At 61.9% G+C, this 17,230-nt stretch carries 19 protein-coding genes; 3 read left to right on the forward strand and 16 right to left on the reverse strand.

Features of this window, described 5'->3' with window-relative positions; translation table 11 throughout:
• Positions 1–293 precede the first annotated feature (293 nt).
• From A1D30_RS23310 to A1D30_RS23330, 5 genes are all read right to left on the reverse strand, one after another.
• On the reverse strand, positions 294–881 hold the full coding sequence (locus A1D30_RS23310) for a hypothetical protein (RefSeq protein WP_131798530.1): 588 nt from the start codon (positions 879–881) through the stop codon (positions 294–296).
• A gap of 99 nt (positions 882–980) precedes the next feature.
• Entirely contained in the window at positions 981–1,565 is a 585-nt protein-coding gene (locus A1D30_RS23315) for a hypothetical protein (RefSeq protein WP_063463117.1), read from the reverse strand.
• A gap of 222 nt (positions 1,566–1,787) precedes the next feature.
• Positions 1,788–2,414: a pseudouridine synthase gene (locus A1D30_RS23320; RefSeq protein WP_082836603.1), complete on the reverse strand. Its 627-nt coding sequence runs from the start codon at positions 2,412–2,414 to the stop codon at positions 1,788–1,790.
• Positions 2,415–2,499: 85 nt separating this feature from the next.
• Positions 2,500–3,378 carry a peptidoglycan DD-metalloendopeptidase family protein gene (locus tag A1D30_RS23325; protein ID WP_082836604.1) on the reverse strand — a complete coding sequence of 293 codons (879 nt, stop codon included), beginning with the start codon at positions 3,376–3,378 and terminating at the stop codon, positions 2,500–2,502.
• A 280-nt stretch (positions 3,379–3,658) separates the two neighbouring features.
• Complete coding sequence (locus A1D30_RS23330; RefSeq protein ID WP_063463119.1) at positions 3,659–3,907, reverse strand: hypothetical protein; 249 nt, start codon at positions 3,905–3,907, stop codon at positions 3,659–3,661.
• Positions 3,908–4,145: 238 nt separating this feature from the next.
• Between A1D30_RS23330 and A1D30_RS23335 the strand changes: the two genes are divergently transcribed.
• The gene (locus tag A1D30_RS23335) at positions 4,146–4,931 is read left to right on the forward strand and encodes a transporter substrate-binding domain-containing protein (protein WP_063463120.1); all 786 of its coding nucleotides are present in this window, start codon (positions 4,146–4,148) and stop codon (positions 4,929–4,931) included.
• A 42-nt stretch (positions 4,932–4,973) separates the two neighbouring features.
• Here A1D30_RS23335 and A1D30_RS23340 read toward each other — a convergent pair whose 3' ends face one another.
• From A1D30_RS23340 to A1D30_RS23360, 5 genes are all read right to left on the reverse strand, one after another.
• Entirely contained in the window at positions 4,974–5,429 is a 456-nt protein-coding gene (locus A1D30_RS23340; protein ID WP_063463121.1) for an SRPBCC family protein, read from the reverse strand.
• A 145-nt stretch (positions 5,430–5,574) separates the two neighbouring features.
• On the reverse strand, positions 5,575–5,892 hold the full coding sequence (locus A1D30_RS23345; RefSeq protein ID WP_063463122.1) for a DUF2322 family protein: 318 nt from the start codon (positions 5,890–5,892) through the stop codon (positions 5,575–5,577).
• A 271-nt stretch (positions 5,893–6,163) separates the two neighbouring features.
• The gene (locus A1D30_RS23350) at positions 6,164–6,493 is read right to left on the reverse strand and encodes a hypothetical protein (RefSeq protein WP_063463123.1); all 330 of its coding nucleotides are present in this window, start codon (positions 6,491–6,493) and stop codon (positions 6,164–6,166) included.
• A gap of 45 nt (positions 6,494–6,538) precedes the next feature.
• Positions 6,539–7,537 (reverse strand): FHA domain-containing protein, encoded by a 999-nt coding sequence (locus A1D30_RS23355; RefSeq protein WP_063463124.1) that lies wholly within the window; start codon positions 7,535–7,537, stop codon positions 6,539–6,541.
• The gene (locus A1D30_RS23360) at positions 7,534–8,955 is read right to left on the reverse strand and encodes a serine protease (RefSeq protein ID WP_063463125.1); all 1,422 of its coding nucleotides are present in this window, start codon (positions 8,953–8,955) and stop codon (positions 7,534–7,536) included. The genes A1D30_RS23355 and A1D30_RS23360 overlap by 4 nt, the downstream gene beginning before the upstream one ends.
• Positions 8,956–9,033: 78 nt before the next feature.
• Between A1D30_RS23360 and A1D30_RS23365 the strand changes: the two genes are divergently transcribed.
• Both A1D30_RS23365 and A1D30_RS23370 read left to right on the forward strand, forming a co-directional pair.
• A complete protein-coding gene (locus A1D30_RS23365) occupies positions 9,034–9,978 on the forward strand; it encodes a M14 family metallocarboxypeptidase (protein ID WP_063463126.1) in 945 nt (314 codons plus the stop codon).
• A 398-nt stretch (positions 9,979–10,376) separates the two neighbouring features.
• Entirely contained in the window at positions 10,377–11,498 is a 1,122-nt protein-coding gene (locus tag A1D30_RS23370) for a hypothetical protein (protein WP_063463127.1), read from the forward strand.
• A gap of 92 nt (positions 11,499–11,590) precedes the next feature.
• Here A1D30_RS23370 and A1D30_RS23375 read toward each other — a convergent pair whose 3' ends face one another.
• The 6 genes from A1D30_RS23375 to A1D30_RS23395 form a co-directional block, all read right to left on the reverse strand.
• Entirely contained in the window at positions 11,591–11,890 is a 300-nt protein-coding gene (locus tag A1D30_RS23375) for a hypothetical protein (protein WP_063463128.1), read from the reverse strand.
• 116 nt (positions 11,891–12,006) lie between these two features.
• The gene (locus tag A1D30_RS23380; RefSeq protein ID WP_063463129.1) at positions 12,007–12,300 is read right to left on the reverse strand and encodes a type II toxin-antitoxin system RelE/ParE family toxin; all 294 of its coding nucleotides are present in this window, start codon (positions 12,298–12,300) and stop codon (positions 12,007–12,009) included.
• Entirely contained in the window at positions 12,297–12,530 is a 234-nt protein-coding gene (locus A1D30_RS23385) for an addiction module protein (protein ID WP_063463130.1), read from the reverse strand. Before A1D30_RS23385 ends, A1D30_RS23380 begins: the two co-directional genes overlap by 4 nt.
• A gap of 121 nt (positions 12,531–12,651) precedes the next feature.
• Entirely contained in the window at positions 12,652–13,611 is a 960-nt protein-coding gene (locus tag A1D30_RS25065) for an HNH endonuclease family protein (protein WP_082836597.1), read from the reverse strand.
• A 1,065-nt stretch (positions 13,612–14,676) separates the two neighbouring features.
• Positions 14,677–15,285, reverse strand: coding sequence for a zeta toxin family protein (locus A1D30_RS23390; protein ID WP_063463131.1), 609 nt, complete (start codon positions 15,283–15,285; stop codon positions 14,677–14,679).
• A 2-nt stretch (positions 15,286–15,287) separates the two neighbouring features.
• Positions 15,288–17,126, reverse strand: coding sequence for a glutamine--tRNA ligase/YqeY domain fusion protein (locus tag A1D30_RS23395; RefSeq protein WP_063463132.1), 1,839 nt, complete (start codon positions 17,124–17,126; stop codon positions 15,288–15,290).
• Between the last annotated feature and the right edge of the window lie 104 nt (positions 17,127–17,230).

Genomic DNA, 17,230 nt, shown 5'->3' on the forward strand with positions numbered 1-17,230 from the left:
ATGCCTGGCAGAACAACGCTTCTTGCATGGGGAGGGCTCCTGTTCGGGGGGTGTCAATGGGTTTATTTGTACTGTAGTGTTCCACCCGAAACGGAAGAGAGCCGTTTTTTTGGCCGTTACCGCGCTATGGGTATGTCTTTTAAGCTATCGAAGATGTAGCAATGCATGCGCTGGCTATGGGCGTGGCACCGCGTAGCGCAGCTCGGCAAACAGGCCGCCCAGCGTGGTGGACTTCTGTCTTCGGCCACGAGCAGCCGGTCACCGTAAATGAAAGCGGACGCTCAACGTTTGAGTTAGGCGTCACCCTCGCGCCGCTGCCTCACTGTGGCTGCTGCCTGCATCCCCATTTTTTGGAAGCTCTTGCCGTTCGCGCGCATGGTCTTGACCGCCTTGCGGGCAACTGCTTTGCCTCCGCTGGTGTTGAGCGTCGTTGGGAAGTGATGAATCTGGCAGTTGTGAGATGCCATTGACGCAAGTTCGTCGTATTGGTGCTGATCGAGGAAGACAAAGTACGGACATTCATCGAACAGAACGAACCGATGAGGAGTCGAGTCATAGTGCTTCTTCATCTTGGTGATGTCGAGCTTGCAGCCGTTGTAGAAGGACCTTCCGCTGATTGGTCGGTACTTGATTTCGACTATGAGTTCGGGCGCGCTCTGATCCTTTCCCAGCACCAAGTCGGGAAAGTGCTTCGTGCCAAGCCAGAGATTCCCGCTGCTCGCCTTCGTGCGGATGCCAATCGCTGTCCCGAGGTGGGACACGATGCCGTGATAGAGGAAGCACTGAATGTCCTCCTCGTTGCGTGGAACGAATTTGCCCGCGATTACCCACTCGGTGAGCATCGTCCAAGCTTGATTGAAGGCATCGGTGTACTGCGTCAAGTTGGTCCCCTTCCGGCTAAGACATTGGTTCGTGACGCCTAACGTTTGACATGAAAGGCATGACCCGGCTTGCCGGAGCGTGTCCTCTCGATGTAAGGGTTAGACGCCATTTTGCTGTGCCAGCGCAAAGGCCTCTTCAGGGCTGAAACCTTCCATGATTAGCTCGACGATTTGCTCCCGACTGTCTCGAATGGAAGGCGGCAGACTGGCTTTGTTTTGTTGATAGTGATTAGACATGAGCTCAAGCGCCTTTGCCTCCTTTACGGGCTTCCGAGGCTTGATCACGGTTTCTGTGTGCTTCACAAAGCCATCGAAGTCGGTCGTTACGGCGCTCCAGTCGAACGAGAAGACTTCTTCTCGCGCAACCTTCGGATCGAAGCTTCGAGTGAACCCGACCCCACATTCACCTGACCCCTTGTTTATGACTAGGGAGGTCAGGTCTGGAAGCTCGCGCTCTGACGTGAACATTCGAACTACGTCTAGGCGACGCCCAGTGGACACGGCGATCGCCTTCTGAACAACAGATCGATCTGGATATTCTTCTTTTGCTCGTTCTACCAGCTCGCCATACGTTAGGCAGTGCTTGTGTTTAGCAAGATCAACCAGTAGCGGGTAGTAGGAAGACGCCAGCTGAACATCTATCAGCGTGACGTTGGTGTATTGGCCTTGTTGTGACTTTGGCATCGCTCGCTTTCGATTGAATGGCGTCTAACGAATGAAAGGAGCTTCCCCGCCCCGAGTGAACCGCGCAGTTGCGGGACAAGGCATCCAGGTGCCACGATGGGAAGTTCGATCTCTCATCAACTCACTCGTTTGTTGGAAGGGGAAGTCCATGTCTGCCATTGTCACTATCGGAATCGAGCTGGCAAAGAATGTCTTTGCTGTACATGGCGTTGATGCCACAGACTACCCCGGCGGCCTGCGCACATTCCTACGCGCACGCGGCCCCGAGCTCTCGCGGCGCACAGGCGCCGTAGCGGCATAACTCCCCACATCCGCATCCGCCCATGCGCCCGGCGCCAGCCCATCGAGCGTGTGCGGCCCGATGGCTGCGCGGATGAGCCGCAGCGTGGGGTGGCCCACGGCGGCGGTCATGCGGCGCACCTGGCGGTTGCGGCCTTCGCGGATGATGAGTTCGATCCACGCGGTGGGGATGGCTTTGCGCTCGCGGATGGGCGGGGTGCGGTCCCACACGGCGGGTGCGGGCTCCAGCAGGCGCGCGCGGGCGGGCAGGGTGGGGCCGTCGTTGAGCACCACGCCGCCGCGCAGCGCGGCCAGTGCGGCCTCATCCGGGATGCCCTCCACCTGCACCCAGTAGGTCTTCTCCATCTTGAAGCGCGGGTCGGCAATGTGGGCCTGCAGCGGGCCGTCGTTGGTCAGCAGCAGCAGGCCTTCGCTGTCGGCGTCCAGGCGCCCGGCCACGTACACGCCGGGCAGGTCGATGTAGTCCTTCAGCCCCTGCCACTTGCCCTCGGCCGTGAACTGGCTCAGCACGCCATAGGGTTTGTTGAAGCGGATCAGGCGCGGGGTCATGGGGGCGGGCGGGGCGTGGGTTTTTTTGAATGAAATGGGCTGCTTGCGCGGGTCCATCATGCGCAAGCAGCTATCAAAATAATAGTTATGCGGGGATGAACAGGGCCGGGTCCACCATTGTGCGGTTCAGCATCACGCCCCAGTGCAGGTGCGGCCCCGTCACGCGGCCGGTGGCGCCCACCTGGCAAAAGGCGTCGCCCGCCTGCAGCACATCGCCCACGCGCACATCCATGCGGCTCAGGTGGCAGTACATGCTGAGCAGGCCCTGGCCGTGGTCCAGCCACACCGTGCCGCCGTTGAAAAAGTAGTCGCCCACGTCGATCACCCGGCCCGCCAGCGGCGCGACTATGGGCGTGCCCGTGGGCGCAGCGATGTCCATGCCGCTGTGTGGGTTGCGCGGTTGGCCGTTGAACACGCGGCGCAGCCCGAACGAGCTGGAGCGCCGCCCGGGCACCGGCACGCGCATGCGCAGCGACGGCTGGGCCTGGCCCGCAGGCAGCTCGGTGAAGGTGGCCATCACACCCGCCTGGTGGTCGCGCTCGCGCTCGTAGCGCGCCTGGTCTTCGGGCGAGAGGTCTACCGTGCGGGGCGACACCTGCAGGTGCTGCTCTTTGTAGCGCTTGGCTGCCACGGTGTAGTGCAGCGGGCGCGGGCTGCCATTGCCATTGCCGTTGCCGTTGCCGTTGCCGTTGCCGTTTCCATCGGCCAGCACGGTGATGAACGCGTCGCCCGGTGATGCGGCCAGCGGAATGCCCACGATGGCCGTCCACTCGATCACATCGCCCACCACCAGCACCGGCACATCCACGTCTCCCTGGCGCACCAGGGCCCGGGGCCGCGCGGCGGCGGGGCCCAGCGAGAGGCGGGCCACACCGCCCGGCACCTGCAGCGCCTGGGACCACACTGCAGGCGCGGCAGGGGGCTTGGTGGCGGATGCAGGCTGCGGCTTGGCATGCAGGCCCATGGCGGGCGCCAGCAGCAGGCCGCCCGCGCTGGCCAGTGCGGCGCGGCGGGTGAAGAAAGTGGGATGAACGGGGTGGGGCGAAGGTGCTGGCACGGGAGGCTCTGGCGTGGCGAGGAGGTTGCAGGGAGGGCTGTGGCCGGGGTTGCAAGCGAGGGATGGCGGGGCCTGGAGTGCAAGCCTGCAAGGCCGCGCAAGCCCGTGTAGGCCTGCGCGCGTGGCGGTGCAGTGCGGTACTGCGGGGGTGGGCTGGTGGACCGACGGACCGCAGGCCAAGGCCTAGTCAGTGCGTCACAAACTCGTAGGTCACGGCTTCGCTTTCGACCATGTCCAGCACTTCATGGAGTTCTTCCTCGCTGTCGGTGCTGCTCCACATGTCTTCGGGGTCGGTGGCAAACAGGGGCTCGATGGCAATGTCCAGAAACTTGCCGTCGGCCATCTGGATCACCGGCGTGCCTTCGGAGGTTTCGACCAGGGCCCAGTCGTCGGGGACGGTCATTTCGAGCTGGATGGTGACGTTGAGTTTTTTCATGGTGTTCCTCGGGTAATGGGTGTGGCTTGCTGTGGGGCAAGCCGGGGGAATGGTCTTCAGGCCCCGGAGGGTAACCCAGCACGGTGGCAGTGCCCGCAAGAAGCCACCACCGGTCGCGCGCGTGGCATGTTGCGTGCTTGTGGTTGGCGTATCCTTTTTTCGGCTCTGCCAGGGCGGGTGCGTGCAGCGCAGCCCTGGCGGCCGGTTTCATCCTTTTGTCCTCTGGAGCACTTCCCACATGATCCCCAAGAAAACACTCGCCGTGGCCGCCGCCGTCCTGGTCGCTGCCCTGTCCCTTTTCAGCCAGGCCGCGCAGGCGGGCCCCCGGCTCGACAAGATCATGGAGGCCAAGGTCATCCGCGTGGGCACGCCCGGCGACTACCGCCCGTTTGCCATCAAGACCGACGCAGGCTACAGCGGCCACGACATCGACGTGATCGAAACCATGGCCAAGGAGCTGGGTGTGAAGATCGAATACGTGCAGACCTCGTGGCCCAACCTGGTGAAGGATTTGCAGGGCGACAAGTTCGACGTGGCTGTGGGCGGCATCACCCGCAACGTCAACCGCATGCGCATTTTTGACATGCTGCCCGGCTACGCCCCGTTCGGCAAAGTGGCCCTGGTGCGCGCGGCCGACAAGGCCAAGTACACCAGCGTGGACGCGATGAACCAGCCCACGGTGCGTGTCATCAAGAACCCCGGCGGCACCAACGAAACCTATGTGCTGGCCAACCTCAAGGCCGCCCAGGTCAGCACACACGACAAGAACGCCGAGAACCCCGCACTGATCGCCGATGGCAAGGGCGACGTGATGATCACCGAGACGTATGAAGCCCTGCACTACGCCAAGGCCGACCCGCGCCTGCACGCCGCGTTTGTGGACGCACCGCTCACGCCCAAGAACTACCTGGGCTTCATGCTGCCCACCGACGACGCCGACTATGTGCGCGTGATGGGCTTTGTGTGGGGCCTGGTGGACAGCCGGGGCACCATCAAGCAGGCGGCAGACAAGTGGTTGAAGTAAGCCTGTTCAAGTAATCCAGGCATGGCGCGGCGGGCGTCTTGGTTACTCGCCCGGAATCTCCGGCTCCACCAGCAGCGCCAGCAACTGCAGCGACTCCTGCCAGCCCAGGGTGCACATCTCGGTGGGGATCACCGCCGGGATGCCCGCCTGCACGATGGACACCTCGGTGCCCGTCATCACCTTTTTCAGCTGGATGGTGGTGCGCATTTCGCCGGGCAGGTTGGGGTCGTCAAACCGATCGGTGTGCACGATGCGCTCGCCCGGCACCAGCTCCACATATTCGCCACCAAACGCGTGCGTGCCGCCGCTGCTCAGGTTGGTGAACTGCATGCGGTAGCTGCCGCCCACGCGGGCATCCAGGCTCAGCACCCGGCCGGTGTAGCCATGGGGCGGCAGCCATTTGCACATGGCATCGGGGTCGAGAAACGCGCGGTAGATGCGCTCGGCCGGGGCGCGCAGCACGCGGTGCAGGGTGACGGTGCCGGTGGTGGTGGTCATGCGGGGTCTCCTTGAGGGTGGACATCAGGGTGGATGAAAGCGTGAACCGCCAAACGATATCGCTCATTCAACGTGTTCACACCCCTGCGACGAACGGGCCTGCACGTTTTCGACAACTTGCCGCTGTCACGGCAACTTTTTTTTCTCAGGCCAAAACCGCTTGCACCCCAAAACTCTCACTGCCCTGCGCCCAGCCCAGCAGCCGGTCAATGTTGGGATGCTTGCCCGGAAAGGCGCGCGCATCCGCCACATGCTCGGCATACCACTCCAACCCCAGGCTGGCGGCTGCGGGCGTGATGCGGCCGCCATACAGCGCCGCCAGCGCGGCATACACCACCAGCGATCCGCCCTGGCCGGGCTTGTTCTCGATGCTGGCCTGCACCTGGCCGTCGGCACCCAGCAGGTGCAGGGCGGCGAGGTGGCTGGCGGATGGGAGTTGTTTCAGGCGATCTGCGAAGTTCATGGGATGGTGATGGAAGAAAAGTTTGAATGAAATTGGCCGCTACCGCCCTATGGATAAGCGCTAGTAGCTATGAATAGATGAGTATTTTGGCGATTGACTGCATCAAGCCGCTGCGACCGCGATGCAGCTTCACAAGGGAGGTGTTCGATGGAGCCACCAGCTTGCCCGGCATGATGGATTGGTGGAGTGCGCTGCTATACCCATATTGGGGTGGATCATTCCCTTTTTGGGTTTCTTCGGGTCGGAATGAACCCAGACTCTCTAGCACGCATCACGCCTGCCACACCCCAAACCCCGCCGAGCGCAGGTCGATGCCGATCTCGATCTCCCGATCCACCGCCTCTTCATAGGGCATGGGGTTGAAGCCCTCGTACAGGTCGGGCAGCAGCCGCAGGCCGTATTGCGTTACAAACCGGTTGGCCTGGATGCCCGCCTTGTGCTTGTCAAACCGCACGTCCGGGTCCAGCCCGGTCATGCCCACGTACACGCAGGGCTTGCCGTCGATGTAGCCGGGGTTGTTCTTGCGAAAGCGCGGCTCCAGCAGCACGTCTTTGGAGAGTTCGACCACGTAGACGTGGTGGTGGGGCTTGCGGCGGCGCATGGGGCAGGGGGTTGGGCTGATGCGGGCGCTGTGTATGCGGCGCGCCTATTCGTCCTCGTCCGCCAGTCCGTCGTCCTTCAGGCGCCGGTCCAGCTTGGCGCGCAGGGTTTCGGCGTCTTGCAGCAGCTGGTCCACCGGCGCGGTGGGGGCCACGCGCAGGCTGGGGGGGAACAGGCTGCTCATGTACATCTCGTTGGTCAGCCGCATGCGGTTGAGCCACTGCGCGCCCAGCCATGCGGGCACGCCCAGGGCCACCACGGCGGCCACCGTCCAGGCCAGGCCCACGCGGCGGCGGGGCAGCACGGTGGCCAGGTGGGCATACAGCGCCCAGGCCAGCACCAGCACGCCCAGCACGCTGGCAAACTGCGACAGCGCCTCCAGCGAGAACGAAAACGCCGCCAGGTTGGCCACCAGCCGCAGGGCCTCGCTGGCCAGGTACACCGTGCAGGCAATGCGCACATGGCGCCAGAACTGCAGGCGGCCCGCAAACATCTTGTTGGCCACGGCCCACAGGCCCGACCAGGCGCTCATCACCAGCAGCAGCATGAGCAGCACGCTGGGCAGCGACTTGAGGTACTGCGAGCTGTCGCGCGACTCCAGCCACGACGAGGCCACGGCCGCCGCCCCCACCAGCACCACCAGCGCGGCCGTGGTGCCCACGGTGCGCCACGGAAACTCCGGCAGCGCCTGCTCGTCGGCAATGGGCGCATCGGCCAGGCGCAGCGTGATGTGGGTGTGGCCCAGGTCGATGGGCGTGCCGCCGGGCCAGTCAAACCGCTCGCCCTGGGCATGGCGCTTGCGCTGCAGGCGGGCGCCGTTGCGCGTCTCCAGCACCTCCACCTGCACCGTGTGGTGTTCGTCCACCGTGCGGTCAATGCGCAGGTGCCGGGGGGCCACAAAGGGGTCGTCCAGCACCAGGTCGCAGTCCAGCGCGCGGCCCACGGTCACGGGCCAGCGAGTGATGGGCGCGCGCGCCAGCAGGGCGCCGTGGCGGTCATGGGCTTCGATCAGGCCCAGGGTGGTGGTTGTCGGCATCGTGCTCATGGTGCGGCCTCCCAGCGGAAGGCCTTGAGGTAGTGGCTGGCCAGCTTCATGCCGTTGTCAAATGCGACGCCCTGCACATCCAGGCGGCCCAGCACGCCCTGCGTGGGCTGGTTCACCGAGGTCACCAGCACCGTCATGTTGTACAGGCCGGTCAGCTTGCGGTAGGCCGACAGGCACACCACGGCCCGCAGCGGCAGGCTGCCGGGGTCTACAAAACGTTCGGTGCATTCGGCCGCCGTCTGGTGGCGGTTGCCGCGCGTGGGCAGTTGCTCGTTGGCAAAACTTTGCGAATACATGCGCGCAAACCGCGCGGCGCCCAGCGTGGGCGCGTTGTAGGCCTCATACGACAGGCGCACCGCGCCGGTGTTGAAGTCGCCCGCCACCACATCGCTGTCGGCGCGGCACTGCGTGCGCTCCAGGTTCAGGCCGGGGAAGGACGGGTCGCGCCCCGAGCCCCAGCACCGCGCCAGCGCGTCGTCGGGCACGGGCACGCGGTAGCTGCCGTGGCGCTGCTCGCGAAACGGCGCTTTCAAAAACCGGTCGGTCAGCACCTGCTGGTGCTCCACCAGCTGCCGCGTCATCTCGGCATGCGCGGCCTGGGTGATGGGCTGGGCGTTGGCTGCGCGCTGCACCAGCGCCTGCGCAAACTCGGCCGGGATCAAAAAGCTCACCTGCTCGCCATCCAGCCGCTTGGCCACGTTCACGCCCAGCACGCGGCCCGCGTCGTCCACCGCCGGGCCACCGCTCATGCCGGGGTTGAGCGTGCCGCCAAAAAAGATGCGCGGGTAGAAGCTGCGCTTGACCAGCCCGTTGTAGGTGCCCTCAGTCACGGCAAAGCCGATATCGAGTGGGTTGCCCAGCGAGTAGATGCGCTCGCCTTGGGCCAGCGCCTCGTCGGCGGGCCGAAAGCCCAGCACCGGCGCAGCGGCCGTGCGGCCCTTGGCGCGCAGCACGGCCAGGTCGCGCTGCACGTCAAACGCCAACAGCTCCACCTCGCCCTCCTGGCCTTCCATCGTCACGTACACGCCCCGGTAGCGCTCGGGCTCCAGCGCCAGCTGGCTGGCCACGTGGAAGTTGGTCACGATCAGCCCATCGGCCGACACAAAAAAGCCCGAGCCAATCGACGCCTGCGTGCCCGCGTTGCGCAGCAGCGTGCGGATCTGCACCAGCTTGTCGCGCGACAGCTCGTAAATGCGCCGCGCATCGCGCGAGAGCAGGGCGGCATCGGCCGCTGTGGGCGCGGCGGCTGCAGGTGTCTGCGCCGTGCCATCCACCGGGCTGCTGCCCGCCGGGCGTGGGGCCGGGGTGGATGCGGTGGCGGTTGAAGGGGCGTTCTGCGCATGGGCCGCCAGGGCGCAAAGCAGCAAAACCAGAGACGAGGTGGCCAGCCGCAGGGGCCGGATCAAGGGGAAGGGCATCGCGGTATTCTATGAACGCTCTGCGACCTGCCCGGGCCTTGTCGGCCACGGGTTCTTCTCATACCTGCCCACACACCCATGCAACCCACCCCCTCTTACCCCATCGGCACGCCCGGCCAACCCTGGGGCGACGCCGAACGCGACCAGTGGCGCGCGCGCCAGGTGCGCCAGCGCAGCCATGCCGACGACGTGCTGCGCGCCATCGACGCCCTGCGCAGCCAGTGGGATGTGCAGCCCTACGGCGAGGTGGCCTATGCCAACGCCCACCACGCGCCCGAACACTTCCCCCTGCACGCCCTGCGCAGCCGCCCCTGGCAGCCCGGCCTGCCCAGCGTGCTGGTGACCGGCGGCGTGCACGGTTACGAAACCAGCGGCGTGCACGGCGCGCTGCGCTTTGCACAACAGCATGCGGCCGAGTTTGCGGGCCGTGCCAACCTGCTGGTGGTGCCCTGCGTCAGCCCCTGGGCGTATGAGCGCATTCAGCGCTGGAACTTCGACGCCATCGACCCCAACCGCTCGTTCAAGGAAGGCTCGCCCGCACAGGAATCCGCCGCCCTCATGCGCCTGGTGGCACAGCACCAGGCCCAGTACGGCCCATTCGACGCCCACATCGACCTGCACGAAACCACCGACACCGACGAATCCGAATACCGCCCCGCCGTGGCCGCGCGCGACGGCAAGGTGTTCGAGCCCGGCAGCATCCCCGACGGCTTCTACCTGGTGGACGACACCGAGAACCCGCAGCCCGCCTTCCAGCAAGCCATCATCGACGCCGTGGGCCGCGTCACGCACATCGCGCCTGCGGACGACAAGAACGAAATCATCGGCTCGCCCGTGGTGGCCCCCGGCGTGATCCGCTACCAGCTCAAGGCCTGGGGCCTGTGCGCCAGCGTGAGCGGCGCGCGCTACACCACCACCACCGAGGTCTACCCCGACAGCCCCCGCGCCACACCCGAGCAGTGCATCGCCGCGCAGGTGGCGGCGGTGTGCGCGGCGGTGGAGTTTGTGTGTGGGGCGCAGTGAGGCAGCAAAGCAGTAAGGCAGTGAGACAGTCAGCCCGTGCTGCCGCCTTGTGAATGGATCCGCATCGGGTGCGTTGGAACCTGAAAACCCCGTTCGGGCTGAGCCCGTCGAAGCCTCGCGCGGCGCTTCGACAAACTCAGCATGAACGGTTTCAGATCACCAAAAAATATGCATAAAAAATGCCGCTACCGCCTGATGGATAAGCACTGATAGCTATAAAAATTGAAGCAATAGAACGCTAGAGCCCAAGCCCACCCACCACCCGCATTGAGAGCGGCGAACAAAGCTCAGCGAAGCGGTTCTGGCTAGGCGCTGCGTCGCAGGCAGTACGCGTAGTACGACAAGACGCGGCAACGACGCCAGAAGAGTTTTGTTAGTCGCTCTAAAAGGAACTGCCTATGGACCTGCCCCAGATGCTGGACACCTTCGCCCGCATGCCCGCCGCCGAGCAGCAGGCCTGGTGGCGCATGGCCGCCGGGCTGCTGGCCGTGGTGGTGGCGCTGCTGTGGCTGGAGAGCCGCTACTTCAAGCCCAGCCGCCGCGTGGGCAGCTGGCTGGCGGTGCGCCTGGTGTCGGTGCTGGCCGCGCTGCTGGCGGTGGCGGCCGTGCTGCTGCCCGCACGCGCCGTGGGCGGGCCCGCCGCGCTGGGTGTGTTTGTGCTGTCGCTCTACACCCTGGGCCCCGTGGTGTGGTTTGGCGGCCATGTGCTGGCCGGGCGCTGGGTGCGGCCCGCACTCTCGCGTGCCGAAAGCCTGGTGCTGGGCCTCACCGGCCTGGCCATTGCCGCCGTACCCGTCTACGCCAGCCTGCTTGCGCAAGGCGCCCTGCAAACCGCCGCACGCGACGTGGCCCAGCGCCGCGAGCTGCCCGCCAGCAACCCCCCGCTGGCCCACACCGTGCAGCCCGTGCAGCGCTACCAGCTGCCCGGCGTGGGGCTCATCTACACCCAGTCACTGCTGGGCACCTCCGACACCCGCCTGCTGCGCGTGGAGCAGCGCCACGGCGGCGGCCAATGGCCCACGCACCCCCACCCCGTGGCCCACCCCAGCTACTGCACCCACGGCGACGACGTGCACCTGATGTGGTCCGCCCAGGAACCCCCACCCTACCTGCGCCTGCACTGGGCCCAGAGCAACGGCGCACCCACCAAGGCCGAATTCACGCCCCAGTTGGCGTTCGACCCTGCCACCCCCGTGCCCGACTTCCCCCTCCCCCTGCGCCCCGACGGCGCCGACCCCGCTGCCCCCATCGCGCGCGAAAGGGCGTACCTGGTGCTGGTGAAAGAAGGGCAGGCGGCGCAGCCACAGCAAGCCCAGACGCAGCAACCGCCGCAGACCTACACCCAGATGCTGGGCAGCCCGCCCGAAGCAGGCGAGCTGCGCACGACCGATTGCGTGATGGCGGGCTTCCAGCTCAGCCCCACCGTGGCCAAACAAGGCTGGCAGGTGCAGGCCATGGGGCTGGTGTTTCAGCTGTCCACGGGCGGGCAGCCGTTGCGGGCGTTGGTGGAGCGGAAATAGAGGCGTAATGGGCCGTTTCCGCCCGATGGTATTGCCTTTGTTGCTATCAAATTGAAAGCATCAAGGGTTTGGCGCGTAAGTGCAAGTGCCTTCTACGGATGGCTGCCCAAAGCGCCCAGCAACCGCGCACTCATCTCGGCCGCATCCAGCGTGGCGAACTGCATGTTGTGCTGCTCCGTCAGCGGCCCGTGGCCCGGCTCCATGCGCCCGGCAGCGTCGTAGCCCATGGCCTTGAACTTCCACACCCCGCCAACCAGCTTGAGCGAGCCCACATGCGCGCCATCTGCGGTGTGGACGGACACTGCTGCGGCGTTGATGGGGAGCAACTGCAAGGGGCCTGCCAGCGGGCCGGGTGGCACTTGGGCGAAGGTGGGGGTGAGCACAGGCGTCACGGATGGGCTTTGGTGGTGCTGCAGTTTTTTGGATGCAATTGGCCTGTGGCGCTTGATGGATAAGCGCAAGCAGCTATCAATGTTGAATATGCAGCGGTTGCGATGGAGCCTCACGCTCAACCAAGCCGATTCTTCCAATAGTCTGGCTTGCGGTGCTGGTGCGCTACAGCCAGCACCAGAATGCCCGTTCCATCCTGCGTGTAGACCACGCTGTAGGGAAACCGTCGCAACCGGCAGCGCCGAATCTCTGGCCTCAGTGGGTGCCACGCCTGGGGAAACTGCTCAACAAGCCGCAGTGTTTTGAGGACCTCGATCAAGAAAGCATCACCCAACCCCGGCGCTTGTTCTGCATACCAGGCAATGGCGTCGTCCAGCTCCGTTTGTGCTGGCTCCAGCAAGCGGATGCTCATGTGCGCGGGGCAGCCGTTTGGTACTTGGCGATCACATCAGACAAGGCCACTGCCTTGATTTCACCGCGCCGGTAGGCGGCAAGACGGTCGCTGGCTTCATTGGCCCAGAGCGTATCTAGAGCGGCATCGGGCTGGTCCAGGCTGTCCAGGATGCGCTCCACTACTTCCATGCGCTCAGTTGGGGGTAGCTGGGCGGCTTGAGCGCTTAGGGCTTCTGCAGTGGCGGTCATAGACGGGCTCCTTTTGCTTGGGATAAGGTATGACAACAGCGGAATTAGTAGTGAGATGTCGGCACTTCTTGTTGATAATTCATTTTTGAGTAATTTTCATAACTTGTAGTGGTTTTGAAAATTATAGTGATGTAATTTTAAATCTATTCTCTATCATTTCCCAAAATTTCGTGCATAACTCATCGGTTCTTGCATTAATTTCTTGCTTTCCCCAGGATGTTGCGTTGTTGAGAATTTTGTCGCAAGGGAGGTGGCTGTTTTTGTATTGTTGCAATTTCAAGGTTGCATCCATATTGCCCAGTGCATTGTTGAACGCAGTTTTTAGAAACCAGAGATTTCCTATGGATGCAACAGTTGCTTCGTCGATTTTGATTGAGCTTTGAGGTTCAATGTGCTCAATGGACATTTCATGTGCATTTATTGCAACGGCGGGGAACATTTCGGAAAAAAGCCGCGTAACGACATATTGTATTTCCTTCTTTTGAAGGGGGAATTTGTCGGAATAGCGTAATGCGTTGAATTTTTCCTGAAATATGCTTTGAGGAGGTATTTTTAATGAGAGCTTCTTTACAAATTCGTCTATGGCCTTCTTGCGACGGGTGGTTTCTGTTGCGCTGGCAAGGGATTTTGCGTGAAAAGCGTACATTTGAGCCACTCCGCCAGAGGAGCGGGCATTCATTAAATTTGTATTGATGAATGTAAATGTTTCGATGGTCTGAAAAATATTGAGCAACTCGGATTTTGGAAGTGCCTTGGTATCATATTTGCGCAATGCAATCATCATGAGGGGTATCGGATGTTTTACCCGAAAACGGTTTATGGCTTCCAGTGCTATTTTTATATCAAGCTCGTCGTTGCGCCATTTTCTAAGACCCGGCTCATGTAGATCTCTATAAACCTCGGAGTAAGTTTGTAGATCATCAAGTAACTTTTTTGCTGAAACCTTGTTCTTGACATTTTCTTTAATTGCTTTAAAGATGTCTTTCTTTTGTGTGAAATTCCCGGTTGATATCCAGTAGTGATATAAAAATCCGTCCAAATCAATTCCGTCCGCAGAGATGGATTTTATGTTATCGGTCATGAATGACCATCTAACCTTTACATCATCATTGAGCGGATTTTTTTCTCTGAGCAATCTTGCTAAATGATTCTTCAGTAGATCGGTGGTCGCGAGATCTTTGCCCCGTGTGTTGAGTGTTTCAAATACTTGATATGCATCGTCTTCGTTGTCAAGTTCAACATATATTAGTTTTAGTGATAGAACGGCATCTCTGAGTTCGTCTAATTTATTTTTGATTTTTGATCGGCGTGTGGTTTCAGAAACTCCCGAGAGCGCCTGTATTTTATTTGTTTCTTCGTCGATGCAGTTGGTGAAGTATTGAAATGCTCCTTGTAAAAGACTTTCCTCTTCGCCTAATTTTATCTTTTGTTTTTGTGGCTGAAAACTCTGTATGCCTGTCTGAAGGTAAGGGTATGAAGTCTCTGTTTTAAGAACAAAAGTGGCTTCGTTGTTTTTATTGTTTCTTTCAATAAATAACTGGGTTCCAGTTGCTCTATCTTCGTATCCGAATTTGCGATAACTATTTCGTATGGCAGAAAGAATGATCGTGATCGTTGTAAGTCTCTGTTGGCCGTCAACGATAGCCTTGGATTGACCTTTTGCGTATGTAACAACAGATCCGATGAAATAGTCATCTTTTTTGGTTGAAAGAGCATCATTCCAAAAATCTTCCCAGTTTTCTTTTTCCCATGAATAAGGGCGTTGGAATCTTGGGATTTCAAAATAGTTGCTAGTTAGATGTGCTCAACTGGATGATCTTGGCATTGAATTTTCATGTTTCTCTTTAGCTGTAGTTTTTCTCGCTAATCGCAGCTTCACTCCAAACCCGCCGCCAAGCCGAAAACCGAAGTCCTCGCTGGTAGTTGATCAAGTCCTCACCGCTCGTTGTAGCGTAGTTTTCGGGAGCAGGTGAATGTAGTGGCGCTTAAGCTGCCGGATTCTTGACCGCTGTGCCCGTCCAACTTTGCGTAGGCAGCTTCAAGCCATTGGCGATGAGTTGCTTCTTCGCCTGCTTGGAGGCTCTTTTGAGGGCGTCCTCCACCCGGTCTTGTATGGGAGCAGCGGGCTTGATGCGGGCGGCGCGTTCTACCGCCCGAGTTGTTGAAGATTCAGCCATTTGTCCGGGTCCTCTACATAAGTGCGGTGTGCAGTGCCGCGTGCGATGGATGTTAGCGCGCCGGTGGCGTTATTCAGAACGCGCCAGCGGTCTGCCAAGGGTAAATACAGGGCAAACAGGTTGTGCAGGCTGCGCTGAAAGCGGCGGGCAATATCGTCGGGCGGGATGTTGTGCCCGCCCAGTTTGACGCGCAGCGCAACGCGCTGTGTGGCCAGCTCTGCGCTGGGCAAGGCCACGTAATAGATATGCACCTGGTAGCCCTGTGCTTTGCAGCGGGCCAGAAACAGCGCAAAGGTGCGGCTGGAGAGCGTGGATTCAAACGCAAAGCTGACTTTGGCAGCAGCCAGGGCGCGCAAGCGCTGCAGCATGATGCGCCCGGCCTCAAACGCCACGGTTTCGGGGGCGTAGGCCGATAGGCCTGCGGCAATCTGGTCGGCGTTCACAAACTCCAGAATGCCCAGGGCGTCTTTGAGCAAATAAGGTGCTGCTGTGGATTTGCCCGCGCCATTCGGCCCGGCAATCACCACCACAGTGGGTTGTTTGGGCTTAGGTTGTGGCCTTGTGGCGCGGGCGGGCATGTTTACTTGCCCCAGCTGTCCTTCAACCCCACCGCCAAGTTAAACACCGGCTTTTCGGCTTTGTGGTCAATACGATCCGCCACAAAGTACCCATGCCGCTCAAACTGAAACTTGTCGTCCGGTTGGGCATTGGCCAATGACGGTTCCACGATGGCCGTCACCACTTTCAGGCTGTTCGGGTTCAGGCTTTCAATGAAGTCCTTGCCGCCCGCGTCGGGGTGGGCGTCCAGGAACAGGCGGTCGTACATGCGCACTTCGGCGTTCACGCCGTCGGCCACGCCCACCCAGGTGATAGCGGCTTTGACCTTCACGCTGTCGGCGCCAGGGGTGCCGCTCTTGGTGTCGGGCACCACGGTGGCCAGCACTTCGGTGATGACTCCGTTTGCGTCCTTGGTGCAGCCGGTGCATTCGATGACGTAGCCACCCTTCAAGCGCACCTTGTTGCCGGGGAAGAGGCGCTTGTAGCCCTTGGGGGGCACTTCTTCAAAGTCTTCGCGCTCGATCCAGACTTCCTTGCCGATGGTGAAGTGGCGCACGGGGCTTTCCACGCCTTCGGGCGGGTGGGGCAGGGCGGGCAGGCTGCAGGGCTCCAGGTGGCCGGCGCCCATCACGTCGTCCCAGTTGGTCAGTACCAGCTTGACGGGGTTGAGCACGGCCATGCCACGGTGGGCCTTCAGCTCCAGGTCTTCGCGCAGGCAGCCTTCCAGGGTGCTGTAGTCGATCCAGCTGTCGGATTTGGTCACGCCGATGCGTTCGGCAAACACCTGCACCGCTTCGGGCGTGTAGCCACGGCGGCGCAGGCCCACGATGGTGGGCATGCGGGGGTCGTCCCAGCCGCTGACCTTGTGGTCGTACACCAGCTGGGCGAGCTTGCGTTTGCTGGTGATGACGTAGGTGAGGTTCAGGCGCGCAAATTCGTACTGACGGGGGGGCGGGCTGGCCAGCAGGCCGCCTTCGGTCAAGCGCTCCAGCAGCCAGTCGTAGAAGGGGCGCTGGTCTTCAAACTCCAGCGTGCACAGGCTGTGGGTGATCTGCTCCAGCGCGTCCTCGATGGGGTGCGCGTAGGTGTACATGGGGTAGATGCACCAGGTGTCGCCCGTGTTGTGGTGGGTGGCGCGGCGGATGCGGTAAATGGCCGGGTCGCGCATGTTGATGTTGGGGCTGGCCATGTCGATCTTGGCGCGCAGCACCATCGATCCGTCTTCGTGCTCGCCACCCTTCATCTCGCGGAAGATGCGCAGGTTTTCTTCGGGCGTGCGGGTGCGGAAGGGGCTGTCCACGCCGGGCTTGCTGAAGTCGCCCCGGTTGGCACGCATCTGCTCGGTGGTTTGCTCGTCCACGTAGGCGTGACCTGCTTCGATCAAATATTCGGCGGCGCGGTACATGAAGCCGAAGTAGTCGCTGGCCTGGTAGGGCGCGGTGCTGCCGGGCGCCTGGCCGAGCTGGGCCCAGTCAAAACCGAGCCATTTCACGGCGTCGATGATGCTGTTGACGTACTCGGTGTCTTCTTTTTCGGGGTTGGTATCGTCAAAGCGCAGGTGGCACACGCCGCCGTAGTCGCGCGCCAGGCCAAAGTTGATGCAGATGCTCTTGGCGTGGCCGATGTGCAGGTAGCCGTTGGGTTCGGGCGGGAAGCGGGTGCGGATCTTGGCGGGGTCGGGCTCGCCCTGGGCATGGTGGGCGGCGTCGCCAGGGGCGCCTGCCCAGCGGCGGGTGGCGTAGGTGCCTTGCTCCAGGTCTTTTTCGATGATCTGGCGCAGGAAGTTGCTGGGCTTGGTGGATTCAGCGGTGTCCGCAGCGGCGGCGCTGGCGGGGGTATTGGCGGGGGAGGGGGTGCTCATCCAGCCATTTTAGGCGGCGGTTTCGTGACGCTTTGCGCATTAAAACCAGCGCGTGTACGTTCAGACACAACGTAAAGACGCTTTTATGCCATCCTTTTGCCTAC

Source organism: Acidovorax sp. GW101-3H11 (assembly GCF_001633105.1).
Classification (GTDB): domain Bacteria; phylum Pseudomonadota; class Gammaproteobacteria; order Burkholderiales; family Burkholderiaceae_C; genus Acidovorax.

Bases quoted from the DNA above. Each gene is read 5' to 3' on its own strand.
- A1D30_RS23315 (WP_063463117.1), bottom strand. From the start codon at position 1,565: ATGCCAAAGTCACAACAAGGCCAATACACCAACGTCACGCTGATAGAT.
- A1D30_RS23320 (WP_082836603.1), bottom strand. From the start codon at position 2,414: ATGACCCCGCGCCTGATCCGCTTCAACAAACCCTATGGCGTGCTGAGC.
- A1D30_RS23325 (WP_082836604.1), bottom strand. From the start codon at position 3,378: ATGGGCCTGCATGCCAAGCCGCAGCCTGCATCCGCCACCAAGCCCCCT.
- A1D30_RS23330 (WP_063463119.1), bottom strand. From the start codon at position 3,907: ATGAAAAAACTCAACGTCACCATCCAGCTCGAAATGACCGTCCCCGAC.
- A1D30_RS23335 (WP_063463120.1), top strand. From the start codon at position 4,146: ATGATCCCCAAGAAAACACTCGCCGTGGCCGCCGCCGTCCTGGTCGCT.
- A1D30_RS23340 (WP_063463121.1), bottom strand. From the start codon at position 5,429: ATGACCACCACCACCGGCACCGTCACCCTGCACCGCGTGCTGCGCGCC.
- A1D30_RS23345 (WP_063463122.1), bottom strand. From the start codon at position 5,892: ATGAACTTCGCAGATCGCCTGAAACAACTCCCATCCGCCAGCCACCTC.
- A1D30_RS23350 (WP_063463123.1), bottom strand. From the start codon at position 6,493: ATGCGCCGCCGCAAGCCCCACCACCACGTCTACGTGGTCGAACTCTCC.
- A1D30_RS23355 (WP_063463124.1), bottom strand. From the start codon at position 7,537: ATGAGCACGATGCCGACAACCACCACCCTGGGCCTGATCGAAGCCCAT.
- A1D30_RS23360 (WP_063463125.1), bottom strand. From the start codon at position 8,955: ATGCCCTTCCCCTTGATCCGGCCCCTGCGGCTGGCCACCTCGTCTCTG.
- A1D30_RS23365 (WP_063463126.1), top strand. From the start codon at position 9,034: ATGCAACCCACCCCCTCTTACCCCATCGGCACGCCCGGCCAACCCTGG.
- A1D30_RS23370 (WP_063463127.1), top strand. From the start codon at position 10,377: ATGGACCTGCCCCAGATGCTGGACACCTTCGCCCGCATGCCCGCCGCC.
- A1D30_RS23380 (WP_063463129.1), bottom strand. From the start codon at position 12,300: ATGAGCATCCGCTTGCTGGAGCCAGCACAAACGGAGCTGGACGACGCC.
- A1D30_RS23385 (WP_063463130.1), bottom strand. From the start codon at position 12,530: ATGACCGCCACTGCAGAAGCCCTAAGCGCTCAAGCCGCCCAGCTACCC.
- A1D30_RS25065 (WP_082836597.1), bottom strand. From the start codon at position 13,611: ATGACCGATAACATAAAATCCATCTCTGCGGACGGAATTGATTTGGAC.
- A1D30_RS23390 (WP_063463131.1), bottom strand. From the start codon at position 15,285: ATGCCCGCCCGCGCCACAAGGCCACAACCTAAGCCCAAACAACCCACT.
- A1D30_RS23395 (WP_063463132.1), bottom strand. From the start codon at position 17,126: ATGAGCACCCCCTCCCCCGCCAATACCCCCGCCAGCGCCGCCGCTGCG.